This window comes from Paraburkholderia sp. USG1, from assembly GCF_031570135.1.
GTDB classification, from domain to species: domain Bacteria; phylum Pseudomonadota; class Gammaproteobacteria; order Burkholderiales; family Burkholderiaceae; genus Paraburkholderia; species Paraburkholderia dioscoreae.
This window is the reverse complement of record NZ_JAMWXW010000013.1, coordinates 196978-216797: the sequence shown is the minus strand read 5'-3', so window position 1 is coordinate 216797 and position 19820 is coordinate 196978. Positions and strand designations below refer to the sequence as shown.

Below are 19820 nucleotides of genomic sequence, written 5' to 3'. Positions count from 1 at the left end.
CCGCCCCTTGCGGCTTCCAGCTCTGCCGGTCTCTGTCATCAAAGTGGTCCCCACTACTCGAAGTGATGGACATCACTTTGGACACTCTCAACGTCGATGTCGATACGGCCTTCAAATGACGCTTACGGTTCTTCAGTTTCGCCGCTTTCATCAGGCGTTCGAGCCTTCGCGTGTCGCGCCACGCGAGTTCCCGGTCGACGACGATGCCGAAGCGCTCTTCGAATGACAGACTCGAACTGGCGGTAAGTGAGACCTGCTCCTCGAACGCGCGGGCCATGCCGTCGAGCTTGAGGGCTTTGAGCTGGGAGAGGGTTTGCTGCGTCAACATCGTGACCTCCTGAGGTCAGTGGTAATAGTCGGGACCGCGCACGTTCTCGTGCTCCGGGGATTGCCATGAGGTGAGCTGTGACGGGAGCGTCGGCTGCCGGTCCAGACCCGATTCGAGGATCGACAGCACAGAGCGGCGCGTCGGCGAACCAATCACGAGCGCGCGCTGGCAGGCTGCCTCGAGGCGATCCTTGCCATACTTGCGAGCGAGCCCCAGCAGCCCGAGGCAGGCCCGGTATCCCATCTCGGGATGCGGCCGGTTGGTCAGCAGGTGATTGACGATGGCTTGAGCGCCGGGGCCGATCGAGGCGCCCCAGTTCAGAAGGCGACCGGGCGTCCATTCCATGTGGGCACGATGGGCCGCCGGCATGTGCTCTGGCAGCGTGGTGTGCTTGCCCTTGAGGCGACTGCGCGCGTGGGCGGCGACGCGTTTGCCACCATGCAGAACTTCAACACCATGGCGGGTTATGCGCGCATAGACTTCCTGACGAACCAGGCTATGCGGCACGCTGTAATAGTGATGGTCGACCTCGACGTGATAGTCGATGTTGACGCGGCACTTCTGGAACGTGGCGATCTCATACCGGCGGGCTGGCAGTGCACGCAACGCCGGCTGGTCCAGCCGTTCGAACCATTGACGGCGGTTGCCCTCAAGCTTGCTGAACGGGCGTTGGTTCAGATCGGTGATGAGCTTGCCGATCTCCCGGTTCAGTTCGCCGAGGCTGAAGAAGCGATGATTGCGCAGCCGCGCAAGAATCCAGCGCTCCACGATCTGCACGCCGACTTCGACCTTCGCCTTGTCCTGTGGCTTGCGCGGCCGTGCCGGCAGCATCGCGGTTGCGTAATGATTCACGAAGTCCTGCGCGGTTCGGCCGAGACCTGGCTCGTAGCGGTCCGGCTTCGCAATCAGCGCTCGGGGATTATCTGGGACGAGCAACTCGGGAACACCGCCATAGAATTCCATCGCGTCGATCAGTCCGCCGATCCAGTCCGGCGTTGTCTCCGAGCGCGTGGCACAGGCATACGTGTAGTTCGATGCGCCGAGCACGGCGACGAAGATGTGGGCTTCAAACGCGATGCCGCCGGCGCGATCGAGGATCGGCATGGTGTGTCCGGCGAAGTCGGCGAACAGCTTCTCGCCCGCGCGATGCTGCTGACGCATCGAACGCTTGAGCGTCTGCGCCCAGTCCTTGTAACGCCGCCAGAACTGCGTATAGCCGTACGTGCGGCCGCCGCGATGGGACTCGACGTACTCCTCCCACAGCAGTTGCAGGGTGACGCCTTTGCGGCGCAGTTCCCGGTGAATGACGCTGCAATCCGGTTCGATCCGCTTCGACGGATCAGGCGACGATGCCGACGACAGTACACGCCGTTCAAGCTCATCCTCTTCCAGTGGCTCAATCGCCGCCCAGTCGAGTCCGGCTGCTGCGGCAAGCTGAAGATACTGGGTGATCGTCGCAAGGCCGACGCCGAGCGCGCCCTGCACCTGGCGGTGTGTGAGATTGCAAGCCAGCTTCAGGCGAAGCACTTCCTTGATTCTGCGCATGGTTGTCCGGTGAGCCGGCATCGTCAATATCTCCCAAAGGGAGCTACCTTAATGCCGACGGATTGATCCATACGCAGCACCGCCAACCTGAAACTGACGATCCGCTTCGCTTTGCCGAACGCTGGTTTCGGGAATCCGAACAGGCTTTTCGGCAAACCGAACAGCCGTTTCGGAACACCAGCGTTCTCGTTCGGCTTTAACCGAAATGCGTGTTCGTCATCCAGCAAAGACCTTGTTCGGCTTCAACCTAAAACCCTGTTCGGCTTCGCCGAAATACGCAACGTGAGGTAGTTTCGGCAGGATTCGAGGCTTACTGAGAGGTACAACGTCGTCGGGTATCGACGATGCGTTGAGACAGGAAAATCTCGGACCAGCGGACAGGGGGAGCGCCTAGAATGGTCTGGGCGTGTCGTAGCGATACCATTCCGTAAGTTCGCACGCTCCGAGATTCTCTACCTTGAGAAGCCCGAGATGGATGCACTTCTTGCTGCAGCAGACTTACGAACGGTGCACGGAATGCGTGACCATGGAGGGTGTAAATAGTTTTGTGTAAACGGTCATTTGGCAGGAGACTGCCAGTAACAGGAGCGACGATGACCGTAGCAAAGCGCAACAAACGTGTAAAGCCCGATCCTGAACTCGTCAAACTGGCGGACAGCCTGCTGGCGAACTACCAGAAACCCGAAGACCTGATTGGCGAGAACGGCCTGCTCAAGCAGCTCACCAAGATGCTGGTGGAGCGGGCACTCGAGACCGAGATGTCCGAGCACCTGGGCCATGGCAAGAGCGAGGCGGTCACCAACGCCACGGGCAACACCCGTAACGGCCACAGCGCCAAGACGTTGCAGGGCGAGTTCGGCGAGTTGCCGCTCGATATTCCACGCGATCGCCAGGGCGCGTTCGAACCGAAGCTGGTGGAGCGTCACCAGACACGCTGGACGGGCTTTGATGAGAAGATCATCTCGCTCTATGCACGGGGCCTGAGCGTGCGGGAGATTCAGGGTCATCTGGAGGAAATGTATGGCACCGAGGTGTCGCCCACGCTCATTTCGGCGGTCACCGACGCGGTCAGCCAGGAGGTGAAGATCTGGCAGGCTCGCCCGCTCGATGCGCTTTACCCGATCGTCTATCTGGACTGTATCCACGTCAAGGTGCGTGACAGCGGCGCGGTGCGCACCAAGGCGGTCTATCTGGCCATCGGCGTGAACATGGAAGGTCACAAGGAGGTGCTGGGCCTGTGGATCGCCCAGACCGAGGGCGCGAAGTTCTGGCTGCAGGTGGTCACCGAGCTAAAAACACGCGGCGTGCAGGACATTTTTATTGCCTGTGTCGACGGGCTCAAGGGCTTCCCCGAAGCCATTGAAGTGGTCTACCCGAAAGCGGCCGTCCAGTTGTGTATCGTGCACATGGTGCGCAACAGCCTGAACTTCGTGTCGTGGAAGGTGCAGCGCGAGGTCGCCGCCGATCTGAAGACGATCTACACTTCATCAACCGTCGAGATGGCGCAGCAGATGTTGGGCGCGTTCGAAGCAAAGTGGGACAAGGACTACCCGTCCATCGGGCAAAGCTGGCGGCGCAACTGGGAACGCGTCATTCCGTTCTTCGATTACCCGCCAGAGATCAGGAAGGTGATTTACACCACGGATGAAATTGACAAGCCCCTCGTTGGCCAATTCGTTTCACTCAGGAAGGAGGTGTCCGGGGCCATTGGATTCCGGCGGTATCAGTCCTGGGCCGCGCCTGCTTCCATCGGGAGAACAGCCGTTGATAACAACGCTCGGCCTGCTCGGCGACAGCCCTCTCCTGATCGCGCACGCTCTTCAGGCTGTAAGCGGCAGCGGAACCTTTGCGCGGGCCATGTTGCGCTGGCATTCCCGATCGTAATTCAAGGGCTCGAAGCTTACTCGCGGTCAACGCAGGACGGTCCCATGCGAACGGTTCATTACGCGCGAGCACGTACCACACGATGACCGCAAGTTTGCGTGCGGTCGCGACGATCGCGATCTGCTGGCCGCGTCGATCACGTACACGCAGGTAGAAGGCACGCAGCGGGCCAGGTGCCTGAGCCGCAGCCCAGGCGGCTTCGACCAGCATCGCACGCGCATAGGATCTCCCGCGTTTGGTGATGTGGCCATGCCGGGCCGGTGTTGGACCCGACTGATAAACCGCCGGATTGAGCCCAAAATAGCTGACCAGCTTCTCTGGCTTCGGGAACCGGCTGACGTCGCCGATTGCCGACAGCAGTCCAATCGCCACCGTTGTGTTGACACCGGTGATCGTCAGCAGCTTTCGTAGCCGTTCATCGTTGAAGGTCGTCTGCGCCAGTGCCTGCTCAACCTCATGCAGATCGTCGCCCAGACGATCGAGCTCGCGAAGGCGCTGCTCAATGCCCAGTCGTTCATCCATTGGCAGCGGCTGAACACTGAGCCATGCGCGCCCCTTCCTGCCAAACAGGTCGGAGGCAGGGCACCGTTCGATCAGGTGTGCGGCCAGCACGGCGTGAATTTCGTTCTTCAGGCGCGTGCGCTGCCGGACCAGTTGCGAGCGGCGCGAGATCTGGCGGCGCAGCGCCAGCGTGTGCTCATCAGGCATCCAGACTTCCGGCAGGAAGCCACTCGCATATAGCTGTGCCAGTACAGCCGCATCGATCCTGTCCGTCTTGACACGCGCCTCGGCGATCAGTCGCACCCGCAGAGGATTTGCGATCGCCACATAGGCGACGTGCGGGCGCAGCACGTTCACGATGGTGGCAGTGTTGCCGGTCGCCTCGAGCACCACATGATCTGTTGTGCGCAACTTCCCGGCAAAACGCTCGAGCTCGTCGCGCCGCAGACCGGTCCGGCCGCCGGCATGGAGCACGCCGTCCTCCAGATACGCGATCTCAGCCACGGAGCGCGAAACATCCAGTCCTACGATTCGCATAGCCATCTCCCATTCAAAATCACTGTTGGGAGCTGGTGGGACAGCACGACAACTACGGATTCGCGCTCGCAGCGCAACCGGGCGGGTCGCAGGGGCGGCCAACTACAAACACGAGCTCGCGGCTCAACGTATAAGAACGGCCTGCCCACCCGAAGTGCTCCCCGGTGCCCCTTGTCCCGGATGGTCACACCATACGCCTGAACTGCGCGGCGCGGGACCGCGAGGCACCGGCTATATCATGCCGGTTACCAATGCCATTGAATCAATCAACATGAGCCTGCGCAAGGTGATCAAGGCCCGTAGCTCATTTCCGACCGACGAGGCCGTCACCAAGCTGTTCTACCTGGCGCTGAACAATATCAGCAAGAAGTGGTCGATGCCGATCCGCGACTGGAAAGCAGCTCTGAACCGATTCACCATCCAGTTCGAAGAACGACTGGTGCAGCTTTAGACATCAACCCGTTTACACAAAATTCGGGACACCCCCTGACCATGCGTTGCTGATGTCCCTACACAACACTGGCGCGCGAGCGACCGCTTCGTGAACGCCTTGTAGTGCTCGCAGAACTGCGTGTAGCGGTACGTCTGCCGGTCCGCAAACTCGGCCAGGTACACCTCCCACCGACTATCAGCGGTGCCCGTGCACGGGGTGATATTCTTGCCAGGTCATTCAAAAAAATGACCGATGGGGACCGTCCGCAGTCACCCACACCGTCCGGCCGCCTTCCTGGGAGCAGTTCGTTTCCTTACTGACTCGACTCCTGCCGCCGATGTGCGCCCCCGAAGAACCTTGGCGCATGCCGACCGGCCCCCCAAGCATTGGCTCCGATAGTCGCATCCCGAAAAGGTGGTTACGCGGAGCCACGTACAAAGCCAGCCGAACAAGAGCAGGCAGTTCCTGTCGTCGATGTTCCTTCGTGTCATTCAGCCTTGGCAACCAGATCTGTTCGAGACGTCTTTGCCTATAGACCCGGCAGCGTACCCTGCTCAACAAAGGGGTAACAAAGTGTAAATCCCCACTATCACACGGCGTGGTCCATACGGTCAGCAAGCTCATTGTTCCACCTGTTCCATCACGATGTCGATCCCTTATGTCCATTGCAGCAAGGCAGGCTCCATGGATAATCAAAGATGACCAGGGCACCCCGGAGTCGAACAAATGGACCAGGTAATGCGCATGAAGGACGTGGTGAAGAAGATTGGTTTGTGCCGTGCGACCGTCTACGCCATGATCAAACGAGGAGAATTTCCGCGCCCCATCCGCATCGGTGAACGTGCGACTGGCTGGCGTGAATCAGAGCTTGAGGCCTGGCTGGCGAATCGCTCCGCGGCCAGAGAACAATCGGCGCCGGGATTGCACTCGGCTCAGTGATTGGATCACTAGGAACCTCACGAGCCGACGGCGAGCATCGTGCCGCGGCATCCCCGCGCACCACATCGGCAGGCATAGCTCAGGCGTGCTTCCTCGTCTGCGAGATCCTCGACGGTCAACTGGTAATCGAGAAACAGTTCCTCGCCCGGCGCGATCGCGACCGACGCGTGAATGAACACCCGATCCCCATTCTCGACTGCCTCGCAGTTGGCAGTGCATGAATGATTGAGCCAGCGTGCGCTGTTTCCCCGTTGGCCCCCGTCGATGACGCGTCCGTCCGACAGGCCGAAGAAATAGGTGTGACCGGAGGCGCCACTCTTCCGGTGTTGCCTGATGGCGACCCTCCAGGCAATGACCTCACCCTTGTACTCCAATAGCCGTTCGCCGGCTTCGAGTGCCCGTAACGCGAACACACCGCGCCCGTGCACGGGCGAACGCCGAACCACCACCCGTCGCTGCATAACCTGCCTGTCCTCCTTTTCGATGGCCGGAGTATAGGGTAACGAATCGCAGCCTATGTGTACTTCTTGAAGTATTTGGCCATGTTCCAGATCGCGATCGTGATCATCAACGACACGGGCCAGAAAAGCAGATATACCGGCAGCGGAACCGGCGCCACCAGCCAGATCATCGCGGTGAGCGGAATGATGCCGAACATCAACAGGTGCTTCGCGTGGTGATAGCGGGTGGCCGATTCGTGGCCGCCCTCCTCGCGCCTTACATGCCGCGATACGAGTCCATCAACGAGCGCCATGGCGACCGCCAGCGCGAACTGGGGAATCGTCATCGCGAGCATCGCGGCACGGATTCCGAAAAGCTTGATGCCGACCATCGCCACCACCAGCGCTTCCCGGGTCGTGCCGGTAAAGGCGGGGCGCAGAAGCGAACCCACTCCTTGATGCGGCAGGATCCCCGTCTCCCATGCGCGTGCCGACGCATCGACCCCCGTCCAGCCAAACCAGCTCCAGTAGGCGAAGTCCGCTGCCCGCGCGGCCAGTTCGGGATCGCTCGTCTGCTCCATGTAATAGCGCATCAGCGACCGGATCCCGCCAGCCGGATCGTCACGCCACAGAAAATGCGCTGCGGCCAGATCGGCCAGCACCGAGAGCAGGCTGGCCAGCAGCAGCCAGAGGACGGCGTGGATCGCGAGATCAACGACCCAGAAAAAAGATTTCACGCCATCGGCATTTCCATCCCGCGCTCTCGCCGTCATTGCTCACCTTCGTGGTCAGAATCCCGCGCCTTTGCCTTCGACAGTCCACGGAGCGGCGGTTGATGGAGGGTCGCTCGCACGGTCCGGCATGAAGCTGCCGACCGCTCCACCAATGGCGTCCGGCGCCACCCCACCCACATCGTCAAAGGCCGATACGGCCTGGACGTACGACGCATAGCGCAAGCGCATGTCCGCCACCACATCGTCAAGCCCCGGCAGCATGACCGGATCGTGCGCGTCCAGCAGCGGCAACCGCACCTTCACAAGCTGGCCGCCTTCAATCAGCGCAAACGCCTGGCCCTTGGGTAGCTGCGTCAGGTCCGACGGCTGTAGCATCGGAACCGGCCTCACAGAGATCTGATCGTGGGTTTGCGCCGTGAAATGCACGCCCTCGCCGCGGCGCACGGCGTCTGTTGCCGACGACGCAAGCGTCAGCGTCTTCACGTCGACCATCGGGAGCTGATCGGTCAGGATCTTCGCCGTTGTCACGTACTTCACGCGCAGCATCACGAGCGTGTTGAAGTTGCCGAAGATCTGTTCGGCCTTGGCCCGCGAACCGATCTTCGCTTCCACATCGGCGCTCGTTTGCGTATAGGCCGTCACCTGGTAGCCCGCCCCACCCGCCTTGTTCACCATTGGCACAAACTCGTCGCCCACCAGTTCGTTGAATTCGTCCGCATGGATCGACACGCGGCGCTTTCCGCCGGTGGCGCTCTGGCCATAACCATGCCCATACTTATAGATGCGGCCCGCAGTCGACGTCAGGTCCGCAAACATCGCGTTGCCGACCACGCCCGCGACCTCGAAATCGGACAGCGCATCCAGTCCCACATAGACGATGCCTCCCCGGTCCATAACACGGTTCCAGTCGAACACGGGCCGCGGGTCGTCGGGATCGTTATAGTCAGGGGACAGCAGCTCCGACGTGCGTCCTGTGGTGAGCTTTTCCAGGAGGGGATACAACGACGAGATCAGCTTGTCGAAATACGAGCGCTCGTTGCTGATCACCGAGAGCAGACCGTTCGCGATCGGATCGGTCCAGCCCTGCTGACGGATCAGGTTCGCGACCTGCAGCACCTCCTGGTTGCGCTGCAGCCGCATCGCCTGTTTGGCTTCCTCCTTCTCCAGCGGCTCCAGCCCGTCCTCCCAGCCTGGATGATCGCGATCGAGCCAGAACCGGAAATACCGCAAGGCAAGTCCGTCAATGTTCACCGCGTTCTGGTAGATCATCTCGTAGGTCGGACGGATGCCAAGTGCGCTCATCGCACGCGCCATCACGTTCACAAAGCGCCAGACGAAATCGCGGAATGCAGCCGACTGCCCTTCCTTTGGCAGGTTGCCTGCGATGCGCGTCGCCACTTCTGTGATCCTCGAATACGTGCCGATCGGGCTGTAGCGTGCAGACTTGTCGGGATAACCGAGGTGGAAAAACGTGAACTCGCTCTCCCGGCCGCAACGCTTTGCCGCTGCATACATGCGCAGCAGCAGGTCAACGTCACCCTTCGGGTCGAACACGATGACGATGTCACCGCGGCGGATATCCTGGGCAACCAGCACCTCACAGAGCCGGGTCTTGCCGACTCGCGTTGTGCCGAGCACGGCCATATGCCCGACCCGCTCACCGAGGTCGAACCAGATGTCGCGCTCATCGGGCTCGACACCGTGCAGGGCGGGATCGCCTCCGACGGGCGGCAGCGGCGCGACCGGGTTCCACCATGCCTGCCGACGTGTGACGCGCGCTAGGCGCGCGTCGGGACGCAACCGTTCATAGTCCCGCGCGTGGTCATACAGATCGTTCCGGGCAAGCAACCGCCGGTTCTCGGGAAGCCGGGCCTGATACAGGCGTTGCGTATGAGCCGTGCTCCAACGGAAGCCACGGCCGAGAAACACCTCCTGGTCCGAACAGGGAATCGCCGCCGCCGCGATCACGTACTGCGGCAGGCGCCGTAGGTTGCGCTGGAAACGGATCAGTTGCCATGCCTGCCGTGCCCGTAGGGAGGCGAGCGCGAGCAGCGCAACCGTCGTTACGCCGCCCGTTGCAGGCGTGACGAGGAACAGTACAGGATGGGACCAGAACACGCCAGTGGCCGCGAGTGCAGCAACGGACGACAACAGCTCGACCGGCTTGCGAAAGCGGTTTTCGACTGGATAGGCCATCGCCGCTGCGCTCCCCGTCCACCCTTACGGCTGCGCGGGGCCGTCCCCATCCGGAGCCGGCTTCTGTTTCGACTGGATCATCGCGTTCGGCGGCGGGACGGGATTGAAGAAGCGTTCGGGCTCCGGCACCAGCATCACCGACAGTTGCCGCCCACCCGCTCCCTTGATGTTGTAGTGGATGAGGTACGACCGGCCGGCTCCGCCGGAATCGGCGGCCACGGGGTAACCGGACTTCTGGAAATCGCGCTGGACCTGCTTCCACGCTTCCGGCGTTCTCCCGTCATCCGTGGGTGTCTGCTCGATCGCCTCGGGATGCGCCTGCGCAAAATCGCGGAAAACGGCGGGTGTGACGAGCAGCATGCCCTCCGGTACGAAGTGCACGCGGGCCATCGATTCGTTGTACGGCAGGGCGCCAGTGGCAATGCCTTCCTGCACCCAGGCCAGGAATCGCTCCGCGTTCGGGCGAGGCTGCCGGCCGCCTTCACGCGAAACAACCGACTTCGCGGGCACCTTCGACCTCTGCTTCGGGCGCACGGGTGACGTGACCTCGTCCGGAACTGCCCCGTCTGCTTTGAGTACCTCGCGTTCATGAGATGCCTCAGACTGCAGTGCGGACGCGCTCTCTGCGTCAGGCAGGAAATCTGCAGGATCCTCGCGTGAGGCTGGCGCGCGCACATCCACCACCGGAATCGACACGGGTCCGTCGACCGCCGCACCAGCGAGATCGGGCATCACCAGCAGTATCGGTGCCCCTGTAACGGATTCTGCCGTTCGTGCATCTTCCGATGACGATGGGACGTGCACTACGGGCGGATGCTCCGGATCATCCTCGTCCTGCGCCCCGGACTGGACGTCCGCGGTACCAGCCGAACCCGACGAATCCCCCTCTTTCGATTCCGGTTCTTCGTCCCTGGTGCCATCGACCACGCGGACCGCGCCGGGCGGCAGTGCACGGGGATACCGCCCCGGGTCCGCGTACAACCGGTCGAGCGGAAAACGCAGGACCGTGAACGTCTGCTTCCACGTACCAACGGCGACCTCGACGGTCCAGATCGCGCCGCCTTCCGGCGTCGGCACGAGCGCGCCGTACTCCTGCCAGGTATCGAAGAGCCGGTTGTTGTCGGACGGGATACCGGCCGCGCCTGGCTGCTGCTGTTCGTGGCTACCAAGATACGACCGCACCGCCTCGGCAAGCGTCTTCGCGACGCACCACAGCGATTCGCCGTCGCAGTAACCAGTGGCGCCAGCACGGTTGAGCGGCATTTCACCTTCCGCCAGCAGCCGGCGCAGCCCTTCCATCAGCCGCTCGATCAGCGGGACGCTGCGGGCAGTCACGAACCGTGTGCGCGGACCCGTGAGCAGATTCTGTGCGACCGAGCGCCGGTCCGCCTCACCCACAATCTTTGCGAGTGTCCCTGCCTTCGCCGTGGCGTCATCCGACAGATACGCGGCCAGTTCGTCGAGTACGGGCGGATACTGTGCAAGCCACCCTAGTGACGCAGAGGGAACCAGGCGCTGGAGCAGCACGATCGACAGGCGTGCGTGAGCACCGTAATCCCGTTGTGCGGGTTCCGGAAAGTCCACCCGGTACCACTCACCACCCTGTTCATTCATGCTGCCCGCCAGCGGGACCCAACGGCGCACGTCGGCACCGCTGACAAGGTCGACCTTCAGATCGGTCAGGGGCTTGCCGATGTCGTGCAGCAATGCGCCGACGAGCACCGCGTAGCTGCAACGCGCACCGTGCCGCATCTGATCCTCAGGGCCCGCGCCGAGCGGCAGACGGTACCCCTCGCGAAAATGCAGCGCATACCGTGCCACCTCAAGCAGATGGATCAGCAGCCCGCCCGGCTGTGCATGATGGTGTGACTCCGACGCGGGCAGAAGCTGGACAAACTCGGTGAGCCGCCGGATCAACGGCTCGATGTCACGCTGCTCGTTCTCCGTTGACAGACCCACGCTGCTGCCGATGCGGCCGGCTGTGCCCTGCATGCCCGTCCGGTCCAGCAGATCAAGGTATCCGAGTACCGGCAGATGCTGCGCAGAGGGCGCGCGTCGCAGCGCGACCGGCTCCGGCGGCGTGGCCTGAGATGGTCTCGATGAAGCGCGGGATGGTAGCCCTAGCCAGGTCAGGGCAGTACTGAATGTCATCCGATTTTCCGCAGATGCCGTGAAATTTCATGTCAGGAGGACTGCTACATAACTTCCATGATCCACAGTACGCAGCCATGTGGTGAATCGATCCTGAATGACTGCACGGATGCGGACTACCGCATGCAGGCAATTTCCCGGGCACGACACCGACGCCACCGGTCAGTCTGGCAATCCTTTTTCAGCCTTGCGCGGCGCGAGCCGCAGCGTTTTTTTCCCTTGCGGCAACGCCCTTTTTTGCCCTTCATCCTTCGCGCCTTTGAGCGGGTGAAGCGTCTCATCCCGAGCTTCACCCGCGGCCTTTGGATAAGGCCCTTCCCTTTGAACCGCCCTTTGCTCCCCTTGCCTTCCCGGCCTTTTTCAACCGCCTTTGTACCGCGCTGGACGGTCTGCCACGCGCCGGGGCAACTGACGTGCTGCCCACGAAAAACCTGCTTCAAAAATCACGTGCGCGCGCAGGTATCTGGCCCACCCGCACGCTGTCGCTGCCTACAGTGGATACGTCGGTCCTCTCCCCTGGACTGACGCGCGCTGTTTGCCTGCCGGTGCGCACCCCGCCTCCGGCAGGCTCTTTTTCTGGCAGTTCAACTGCCATAGATCGACGAGGTGAACGTGAAGCATGCGTGGATGATTTGCGCCCTGTTGACTGGTGTGACAGCCTCCGTCAGCCATGCGGACTGCCTCGACGATGCGGCGCGGTTCCACCACGTCAGTGCGCGGCTCGTGCACGCCATCGCGACCGTCGAGTCCGGGCAGCACCCCGATGCGGTTCACGTCAACGCGGACGGCACCAGCGACATCGGCCTCATGCAGATCAACAGCCGCTGGCTCAGCACGCTGTCGCGCTTTGGCATTTCGCGTGCCGGACTCAACGACAGCTGCACCAATGCGTATGTCGGCGCGTGGATCCTGTCGCAGAACATCCATCGTCTCGGACTGACCTGGGATGCCGTTGGGGCCTACAACGCCGCGACGCAGAGCTACCGCATTGCGTACGCGCGCCGCGTGTACCGGCAGCTCTTCGCCGCACCAGTGCCGGTGTCCATACAACCGGATGCGGTGGACCGCGCATCGCCCGTACCCGGCTTGGTGGCGAAGCTCTTCCAGCCAGTCGCATGGGGGAACGGACGATGAGCCGGCTCACCTACGAATACGCAATCGAGGTGCTCAATGACTACCTCGGTCCGCTGCAGGGCATGCTCGCAGACGCGGACGTGCAGGAGATCATGGTCAACCGCGCCGACACGATCTTCGTCGAGCGCCATGGCGTCATTTCCTACGTCGCCGGCTGCGACCTCGACCCGGACGCACTCGACCGGGCCATCACGATCCTCGCAAACGTCAACGCCAAGGAGCAGACACCACTGCTCGACTCCCGGCTACCCGGTCTACGTATCGCGGCCGCCCGTCACCCGGTTGCTGTTCACGGCGACATGCTGTCGATCCGCAAGCATGCGCGTCGGCGCATCGGACTGGCCGAGTACGAACGCACAGGCGCCTTTGATGTGCGCGCGGATGGTCACTCGCCGGAGGCGCGCCGCCGTAACGCCGCGCTACTCGGGCGGCTTGCCGGTGGCGGCAAGGCACTGCTGGAGTTCTTCCAGTGGGTCATGCGCGAGCGCATCAACGTCGCCTTCTCCGGTGGCACCTCCTCCGGCAAGACGACGCTCCTGAACGCCATGATCGACGCGATGCCACAAGCCGACCGGCTCGTCACCATCGAGGATACCGCCGAACTGCAGGTTCATGCGCCCAACCAGGTGGCGTTCGAGACCAACCTGGGCATCACGACCCGCGACCTGGTGCGCTTCTCCCTGCGCATCCGGCCCGACCGGATCATCGTCGGCGAAGTCCGCGGCGCCGAAGCCTTCGACCTGATGGAAGCGCTCAACACGGGCCACCCCGGCTCCATCGTGTCCTTTCACGCTGACTCGGCCGACACCGCACCCACGCGCCTCGAATCGCTTATCCGCATGAGCGACGAAGGGCGCCTCATGACGATCACCGATCTGCGCCAGAAGATCGCCTCGACGTTCCGCTTCTTCGTGCACGCGGAACGTCAGGGCGCGGTGCGCGGACCTGTCGAAGTCCGCGAGGTACTCGGCGTCCACAACGACCGGTACCAGACGCGTTGCCTGTTCTCGCGCTTCGGCGCTATCGAGGATCTCGTCCATGCCTGACACGACACGTACCTCCCGGGTTGCAGACGCTGCCCGCCGCGCAACTTCGCACGCCTGCGGCTACTGCAGCGAGGTTCGCTCCGCATGGCGAAATCTCATGGTCCAGCACGAACGACCGTTGCGGGCCATTCTGATTGCCCTGTGGCTCGGGTCAATCCCGGCGATCGCCCACGCGGGTATCTGGAATGGTGGACTGTGCACCGTCTATCAGGACGTGCTCGACAACGAGCTGCTCGAAGTCGTCTCGCTGTCCGCGCTCGTGGGGTCCATCGTCCTGTGGCTGCTCGATGACGGTCGCAGCAACATCAAGACCCACGTCCTGCGTGGCGTGCTCGGCACGCTCTCGATCCTGAACATGCCACTGCTGTGGGCGCAGGTCTTCAACCACGGTGCGGCCTGCACCGGTTCCGTCTGAGCGCAATATATGATGGAAAAGTTGCCACCCGATTCTCGCGCACCAACTGGCGAGCCCGACGATCCGCTTGCTGCCCGCATCCACAAGACGATGCTCGAACAGTTCCTGCTGCTCGGTATCGACCGCAAGTGGTGCATCGCGCAGTGTGCGATCGTCATTACCTTTGCCGCCGGCATGCGCACGTGGTGGGTACTGCTCGCGGTGCTGGTCACCCACCCGGTACTGTGGCTCGCGGTGCGGCGCGATCCGGACCAGATCCGCTGCTACGCGAAGTACAGCCGTCAGGGCGATTACTACGAGCCGCGCCAGTTGCTGCGCCAGAAGGCCAATGCCCGTCCGAAAGGCTTTGCGCGGGGAATGCCATGCTGACGCCCGCCTTCGCACGCTCGCCGTTCGACGCCGAACCGCTCGCGCGCATCGAACAGCGCACCGACGGTGACCGTCGGGCGTCGGCCGAACTCGTACCATGGCTCTTCCGTTTCAGCGACACGCTCGTCGTCAACAAGGATTCGGCGGTCATGGCCACCTATAGCTTCTCGGGACCGGACGCCGATGCGCTCTCGACCAGCCACGTCCACGAGCTGATGGACAACCTGGTCACGTCGCTGCGCGACATGGCGCGCCGCCCCATCACGATGTGGTGGACGGTTCACCGCCGGCGCAGCGCGCACTATCTGAGCGCGCCGATGCCGGATCCCGTCTCGCAGCGGGTCGACGATGCGCGTCGGGCCACGTTCGAGCAGGCGGCAAACTACACGAACCGGCACTTCGTGACCTTCACGATGGCACCCGAAGTCGGCATCGACCGCTTCGCCGGCAAGGTGACGCATGGGATGACCCACGATGGACTTCCGGTCGTCCATTCTCTGATACAGGCGGTGCGCGGTACATTTTCCGACCAGTACCTCTTTGCCTATACCGCCTCGGAACTCAGGGCCGTCGTCGAGACCTTCGAGAATCTGCTGTTCGGCTTCACGGCGAGCAATCCCCGCCTGGACTGTCACCGCCTGTCCGGTCCCGAGCTTGGCGCCTTCATGCACGGGTGCTGCTCACCACCCGGTGACGACCTGGCGGTGGTCGCGGTGCCCGACATCCCGGCGCTCGACCTTGCGATGTGTGATGCCGAGATACGCCCCGGCCACGACTACCTGCACTTCTACGCCGGCGGACGACAACGTTTCGGCATCGCGGCAGGCATTCCGGCCCGCCGCGACTTCTGGCCTGACAGCGTACTGCCGACCAGTCTCGACGGTCTGCTGAAGGTACCCGGTGAACTGACGCTCTCCCACTGCTTCCGGCTTGCGACGCCGTCCGCGGCGATGCGCTTCATCGACGGTGTTCGTCGGTATCACGAGGGACGTCGGCTTGACACGCGCTCGCTGCTGGCCGCCACCCTGCGCGGCGGCGACATGTCGGGGGCGCGCCAGAACCAGGCGAGGTCTGCCGCGGCCGACGATGCCAATCGTCGGGCCGGCCGCGTCGAGATGGCCGAAGAGCTCTACGGGTACTACAACCTGTCGGTACTGTCGTATTCGCCTGTGTTCGAAACCAGTCCGTTCGATAACGGAGACGCGGCCGAAGCGGCATGGTCGCAGGCAGTCGCCACCCACAAGGCTGTGGAGGAAGCGCTACGCGCTGCCCACTTCACGCCCGTTCGCGAAACGCTCCATGCGTTGTCCGCGTTCGCGACCACCATTCCCGGCATGTGGCGCGAATGTGCGCGATGGGCATTCATCGACACCGGGGCACTGGCGCGCCTGCTACCACTGTGTGGTGTTCTCGATGGTCACCGGATCAACCGGCACCTGAGCAGGGAAACCGGAACGCTGTGCCCGGCACTCGCCGCGTTTCCGACCGAGTTTGGCACCCCCTACTGGTTCACCGGCTTCCTTGGCGACGTGGGCCACATGCTCGTATGCGGCCGGACCGGCTTCGGCAAGACGATCTTCATGCTGCTGTGCGCGACGCTCTTTCGCAAGTATCCGGACACGTGGCTGTATGGTTTCGACAAGGATCTGTCGATGCGCATCCCAACCATGCTTCAGGGTGGCCGCTACATGCAGTTCGACGCCCAGGCGACCGCCATCCACGCCGACGAGCGTGCGCAGATGAATCCGCTCGTGCTCCTCACGGACCCGCGACATCTGGAGTTCCTCGTTGAATGGATCATCCTGCTCGTGCAGCAGCGCGGAACCTATCGCGTTACCGCGGCTGACCGGCGTGAACTTGAAACGTCGCTGGCCGCGACGTGCAGCCGCTCGGATCGCCGTCTATGGCGGCTACGCACGGTCCATGCGTCGCTGCCTGCCGGGCCACTCGCCGACGAACTGGCTCTCTGGGTCGGCAGCGCCGTCCACGCCCATTACTTCGATAACGTCGACGACAGCTTCGACGACTCGCACTGGGTCTCGATGGCAACAGACCGGATCCTCGGCAGTCCTGTCGTTGCGCGACCGTTCCTTTCATACGTCACCTACCGCATCCAGGACTCACTGGACCAGCGGCGTGCCAGGGGTGTCATCGGACCGACGCTCGTGATGCTCCCCGAAATCTGGAACCTCCTGGACGACGAGGCGTTCGCCTCCCAGATCGGCAACTGGATCGTCACGATGCGCAAGAAGCTCGGCTGTGTGTGGATGGATGCCCAGTCGCCCGAACAGGTATCGTCCTCGGCCATCTGGCCTCAGATCCGCGACAACGTGCTCGTGCGTGTGTTCGTGCCCGTCGAGAACTTCACGCCTTCCGCGAGGGGTGCTTACCAGCGGGACTTCGGGCTCTCCGATGGACAGATCCGCACGATCCAGAAGCTCGTGGCGAAACGCGACTACTTCATCGCGGAACAGGGAGGCGCGTCGCGCCGCATTTCCGTCTCCCTTGATCCTGTCTCGATTGCGATCCTTCGCTCCGAAATGAGCGCCCAGATCATGTTCGACCGGCATCTGCACTCTGGCCTTGCCGACTGGAAAGAGCGCTACATCGATGAGGCAACGGCACAGGCCCGCGGCGATCCTGCGACGCAGTCATGGCTGGAGGTCGATCATGCGTAACGGTCCGCTTTACCGCACGGCCGCGGCCCTCGCCGCCGCGTTGCTTCTGCGTGTCAATGCCGCCCAGGCCGGCGGCGGACTGGATGGCGGAGCCACCGAGATCACGCAGATAGCGAACCACGTCGAACTGGCTTCATCGGTCGCGCAGCAGGCACAGATGGTCGAGCAGAACGTCCAGGCGCAGATCACGCGCCTGCAGCAGTATGTGACGATGGTGCAGAACCTGAAGCAGGTCCCGACCTCGATGATCGACCAGACGATCGCCCCCTACCGCACCCAGATTTCCAGCTTCCAGTCGCTCTCGACCGCGATCACGCAGCTCCAGTCGGCGGCCAACGCCACGAACCAGCTGTTCGGACGCAGCCTGTCGGAAATGAATACGACCGGTATGTCGCCGTCGCAATGGCTCTCCGCGTATACGACCCTCGCCTCGACACGCGGCGGTCTCTACCAGCAGCAGTTGACGCAGGACATGCAGAGCCTGAACGCGCTGGCCACCCGTGCCCAGAACCTGCAGCAGATCCAGTCCCAGATTCCCAACGTGACCGGCACCGTGCAGGGCCTGCAGATGCTCAACCAGCAGTCGAATGTTCTGGCCGGCGAAATGGTCGACCTGCATGCGCTGATCCAGCGCCAGGTCGCGCAGCAGATGCAGGACCGGACGGCCCAGGCCCAGGCGCAGGGGAATGCCGCACAGCTCGCCGCCGCGCGCTCGGCGGCGATGGGACAGGTCAACCAGCAGGAGCAGCAGACGACGCAGGACGCACCTGACTTCAGCCTGCTGCAGGACCAGTGAGCGAGGAGACCGACCGTGTTGCTGCGCTGGCTGATCCACACCCTTTGCACGACCCCGACCGAACTGCGTGTCGTCCTCGAAGGCGTGCGTGACTACCGCCGGCACAGCCAGCAACCGCTGGACGAACGCGATCCGCAGTGGCGCTTCGACCGACGAATTACCCGCAACGTGCGCCTGTCGGTGCTGACCGGCCTGCTGATCGTCCACATCGACAGTCCGCACGTTTTTGCGGCCGGCGTGATTGCGCTGCCGCTCGCGATCCTCATCGCCATGTTATGGGTTGGCGGCGCACTGCGCTAACCGCGTGGAGAACCTGAACCATGAACGACGTCATCTCGGTCCTTAACACGCTGTTCTCCACGATGCAGACGACAGGAACCGGCCTGCAGACCCTGTTCCTCTCCGATGGTATCGATCTACTCGCTGCGCTCGGACTGATCATGGCCACCTGGCACGTGTTCCTGTGGCTGCTCGAGGGAGACTTCCCCGGGTTCTTCGCGAACCTTTTCCGTCACCTGATCAGGTGCGCGGTCATCCTCGTGATGCTCACCACCTGGAGCAGCACCGTCCACAGCTATTTCGTCGACAACATGCAGACGATGGCCACACGCGTGTCTGGCGGACAGGGCAATCCCGGCGACCTGCTGCGTACGCTCGTCAATGCTGCGTCAACCATCATGCAGGGCGTACGCACCCAGGCGGCGCAGGTGTGCCAGGACGTGCCGGATGTGACGCCGGAAGGCGTCGTCATCCCCAATACCAATCATCAGGAATGCGGATCGACCAGCGACGCGGGAGCGAACTCTGCCGGACTAAGTTCCATCTGGACACTCGTCAAGAACCTGCCCCTGATCCTGCTCGCATTTCTTGCGAAGGCTCTGGCGGTCATCGCGATCACGCTGATGACGCTGATTTTCGTGGTGGTCGTGCAGTTCGGCACCTTCCTGCTCGACATCGCCTTCTGCCTGGGGCCAGTGCTGATTCCTTGGTACGTGCTGCCAGCGGGCGAATTCCTTTTCGATGGCTGGCTCAAGTTCACGGTATCAGCGGGCCTGTTCAAGGTGATCGCCTGGCTGATGATGGCCATTGTCAACAGCGGCGTGCTGCCCGGTATCCAGAGTCTCGTGCAGCAGGCAGCCACACAAAACGGCACGAACAGCGACGCGTACTACGCAACGAACTACCTCGCGATGCTGGCGCTCGCGCTCGTTTGCGGCGTCGGCGCCTACATGATGTGGCAGGTGCCGGATATCGCAAAGGGACTGGTATCCGGCGGTGGCGCAGGTGGCCTTGGCGGGTTTGGGAAGGGGGTAATCGGAAGGAAGATCACCCCGAAGGCACTTCAGTAACGGAGCCTAACGACGATGTTGCCGCTGCTCGAACTCACGGATCGAATTGATTGTGCTCCAGTAAGCATCAGCCTGCCTGCGCCTGTCTTCCGCATCCCGGAGCGAGTCATTCATCTGCTTCGGCGTGGTGCTGATCCACGACCAGATCAGGAAAACCACGGCACCCGCAAGCATCATCGCAACGCCGAAATGCTGCGCGCCGACCTGGTACAGGACGAACGCCGCAAACACGAGAATCGGCAGCACGAAATACAGCAGGATGATCTTGAGCTTTGCCATGACTGCACCTTTGCAGCAGGTGAACTGGATCCCAGTGTAGCACCGCGGGCTTTGGCCTGCGCAGGG

General features: G+C 62.7%; 17 protein-coding genes and 2 pseudogenes. 11 read left to right on the top strand and 8 right to left on the bottom strand.

What is annotated here, in order from left to right; genetic code table 11:
- On the bottom strand, positions 1–328 hold a 328-nt coding region (locus NE850_RS19295; protein ID WP_310699264.1), incomplete at its 3' end, for an ATP-binding protein.
- Positions 329–343: 15 nt separating this feature from the next.
- Positions 344–1894, bottom strand: a complete 1551-nt coding sequence (istA, locus tag NE850_RS19290; protein ID WP_310699263.1) for an IS21 family transposase — start codon at positions 1892–1894, stop codon at positions 344–346.
- Between the two features lie 572 nt (positions 1895–2466).
- On the opposite strand from istA, the pseudogene NE850_RS19285 reads away from it, so the two are divergent.
- Positions 2467–3528: pseudogene (locus NE850_RS19285) on the top strand (IS256 family transposase); the annotation flags it as partial.
- 28 nt (positions 3529–3556) lie between these two features.
- Here the strand turns inward: NE850_RS19285 and NE850_RS19280 are convergent.
- Entirely contained in the window at positions 3557–4795 is a 1239-nt protein-coding gene (locus NE850_RS19280) for an IS110 family transposase (RefSeq protein ID WP_310699262.1), read from the bottom strand.
- A gap of 235 nt (positions 4796–5030) precedes the next feature.
- On the opposite strand from NE850_RS19280, the pseudogene NE850_RS19275 reads away from it, so the two are divergent.
- A pseudogene (locus tag NE850_RS19275) lies at positions 5031–5246 on the top strand (transposase); the annotation flags it as partial.
- 708 nt (positions 5247–5954) lie between these two features.
- Complete coding sequence (locus NE850_RS19270) at positions 5955–6167, top strand: AlpA family transcriptional regulator (RefSeq protein WP_310699261.1); 213 nt, start codon at positions 5955–5957, stop codon at positions 6165–6167.
- A gap of 17 nt (positions 6168–6184) precedes the next feature.
- Here NE850_RS19270 and NE850_RS19265 read toward each other — a convergent pair whose 3' ends face one another.
- Genes NE850_RS19265 through mobH form a run of 4 tightly spaced genes read right to left on the bottom strand, consistent with a single transcriptional unit; the run spans position 6185 to position 11688 of the window.
- Positions 6185–6628, bottom strand: coding sequence for an SET domain-containing protein-lysine N-methyltransferase (locus NE850_RS19265; protein ID WP_310699260.1), 444 nt, complete (start codon positions 6626–6628; stop codon positions 6185–6187).
- A 53-nt stretch (positions 6629–6681) separates the two neighbouring features.
- Positions 6682–7380, bottom strand: coding sequence for a DUF4400 domain-containing protein (locus NE850_RS19260; RefSeq protein ID WP_405044863.1), 699 nt, complete (start codon positions 7378–7380; stop codon positions 6682–6684).
- Between the two features lie 15 nt (positions 7381–7395).
- A complete protein-coding gene (gene traD, locus NE850_RS19255) occupies positions 7396–9537 on the bottom strand; it encodes a type IV conjugative transfer system coupling protein TraD (RefSeq protein ID WP_310699258.1) in 2142 nt (713 codons plus the stop codon).
- Between the two features lie 24 nt (positions 9538–9561).
- The gene (gene mobH, locus NE850_RS19250) at positions 9562–11688 is read right to left on the bottom strand and encodes a MobH family relaxase (RefSeq protein WP_310699257.1); all 2127 of its coding nucleotides are present in this window, start codon (positions 11686–11688) and stop codon (positions 9562–9564) included.
- A gap of 627 nt (positions 11689–12315) precedes the next feature.
- Here mobH and NE850_RS19245 point away from each other — a divergent pair.
- Genes NE850_RS19245 through NE850_RS19210 form a run of 8 tightly spaced genes read left to right on the top strand, consistent with a single transcriptional unit; the run spans position 12316 to position 19475 of the window.
- The gene (locus NE850_RS19245; protein WP_310699275.1) at positions 12316–12822 is read left to right on the top strand and encodes a lytic transglycosylase domain-containing protein; all 507 of its coding nucleotides are present in this window, start codon (positions 12316–12318) and stop codon (positions 12820–12822) included.
- A complete protein-coding gene (locus tag NE850_RS19240; protein WP_310699256.1) occupies positions 12819–13868 on the top strand; it encodes an ATPase, T2SS/T4P/T4SS family in 1050 nt (349 codons plus the stop codon). Before NE850_RS19245 ends, NE850_RS19240 begins: the two co-directional genes overlap by 4 nt.
- Entirely contained in the window at positions 13861–14283 is a 423-nt protein-coding gene (locus NE850_RS19235; protein WP_405044862.1) for a hypothetical protein, read from the top strand. The genes NE850_RS19240 and NE850_RS19235 overlap by 8 nt, the downstream gene beginning before the upstream one ends.
- Before the next feature lie 9 nt (positions 14284–14292).
- Positions 14293–14652, top strand: coding sequence for a VirB3 family type IV secretion system protein (locus NE850_RS19230; protein WP_310699254.1), 360 nt, complete (start codon positions 14293–14295; stop codon positions 14650–14652).
- A complete protein-coding gene (locus NE850_RS19225; RefSeq protein WP_310699253.1) occupies positions 14646–17330 on the top strand; it encodes a conjugal transfer protein TraC in 2685 nt (894 codons plus the stop codon). The genes NE850_RS19230 and NE850_RS19225 overlap by 7 nt, the downstream gene beginning before the upstream one ends.
- Positions 17323–18126 (top strand): conjugal transfer protein TrbJ, encoded by an 804-nt coding sequence (locus tag NE850_RS19220; RefSeq protein WP_310699252.1) that lies wholly within the window; start codon positions 17323–17325, stop codon positions 18124–18126. The genes NE850_RS19225 and NE850_RS19220 overlap by 8 nt, the downstream gene beginning before the upstream one ends.
- A 15-nt stretch (positions 18127–18141) precedes the next feature.
- Positions 18142–18426, top strand: a complete 285-nt coding sequence (locus NE850_RS19215; RefSeq protein ID WP_310699251.1) for a hypothetical protein — start codon at positions 18142–18144, stop codon at positions 18424–18426.
- Positions 18427–18446: 20 nt separating this feature from the next.
- Positions 18447–19475 carry a type IV secretion system protein gene (locus NE850_RS19210; RefSeq protein ID WP_310699250.1) on the top strand — a complete coding sequence of 343 codons (1029 nt, stop codon included), beginning with the start codon at positions 18447–18449 and terminating at the stop codon, positions 19473–19475.
- Positions 19476–19481: 6 nt separating this feature from the next.
- Here NE850_RS19210 and NE850_RS19205 read toward each other — a convergent pair whose 3' ends face one another.
- A complete protein-coding gene (locus NE850_RS19205) occupies positions 19482–19754 on the bottom strand; it encodes a hypothetical protein (RefSeq protein WP_310699249.1) in 273 nt (90 codons plus the stop codon).
- Positions 19755–19820: the final 66 nt, after the last annotated feature.

Excerpts from the sequence above, each read along its gene's own strand:
- mobH (WP_310699257.1), bottom strand. The coding sequence starts at position 11,688 with ATGACATTCAGTACTGCCCTGACCTGGCTAGGGCTACCATCCCGCGCT.
- NE850_RS19205 (WP_310699249.1), bottom strand. The coding sequence starts at position 19,754 with ATGGCAAAGCTCAAGATCATCCTGCTGTATTTCGTGCTGCCGATTCTC.
- istA (WP_310699263.1), bottom strand. The coding sequence starts at position 1,894 with ATGCCGGCTCACCGGACAACCATGCGCAGAATCAAGGAAGTGCTTCGC.
- NE850_RS19265 (WP_310699260.1), bottom strand. The coding sequence starts at position 6,628 with ATGCAGCGACGGGTGGTGGTTCGGCGTTCGCCCGTGCACGGGCGCGGT.
- NE850_RS19245 (WP_310699275.1), top strand. The coding sequence starts at position 12,316 with ATGATTTGCGCCCTGTTGACTGGTGTGACAGCCTCCGTCAGCCATGCG.
- NE850_RS19225 (WP_310699253.1), top strand. The coding sequence starts at position 14,646 with ATGCTGACGCCCGCCTTCGCACGCTCGCCGTTCGACGCCGAACCGCTC.
- NE850_RS19280 (WP_310699262.1), bottom strand. The coding sequence starts at position 4,795 with ATGCGAATCGTAGGACTGGATGTTTCGCGCTCCGTGGCTGAGATCGCG.
- NE850_RS19270 (WP_310699261.1), top strand. The coding sequence starts at position 5,955 with ATGGACCAGGTAATGCGCATGAAGGACGTGGTGAAGAAGATTGGTTTG.
- NE850_RS19260 (WP_405044863.1), bottom strand. The coding sequence starts at position 7,380 with ATGACGGCGAGAGCGCGGGATGGAAATGCCGATGGCGTGAAATCTTTT.
- NE850_RS19230 (WP_310699254.1), top strand. The coding sequence starts at position 14,293 with ATGATGGAAAAGTTGCCACCCGATTCTCGCGCACCAACTGGCGAGCCC.
- NE850_RS19235 (WP_405044862.1), top strand. The coding sequence starts at position 13,861 with ATGCCTGACACGACACGTACCTCCCGGGTTGCAGACGCTGCCCGCCGC.
- NE850_RS19220 (WP_310699252.1), top strand. The coding sequence starts at position 17,323 with ATGCGTAACGGTCCGCTTTACCGCACGGCCGCGGCCCTCGCCGCCGCG.
- traD (WP_310699258.1), bottom strand. The coding sequence starts at position 9,537 with ATGGCCTATCCAGTCGAAAACCGCTTTCGCAAGCCGGTCGAGCTGTTG.
- NE850_RS19240 (WP_310699256.1), top strand. The coding sequence starts at position 12,819 with ATGAGCCGGCTCACCTACGAATACGCAATCGAGGTGCTCAATGACTAC.
- NE850_RS19210 (WP_310699250.1), top strand. The coding sequence starts at position 18,447 with ATGAACGACGTCATCTCGGTCCTTAACACGCTGTTCTCCACGATGCAG.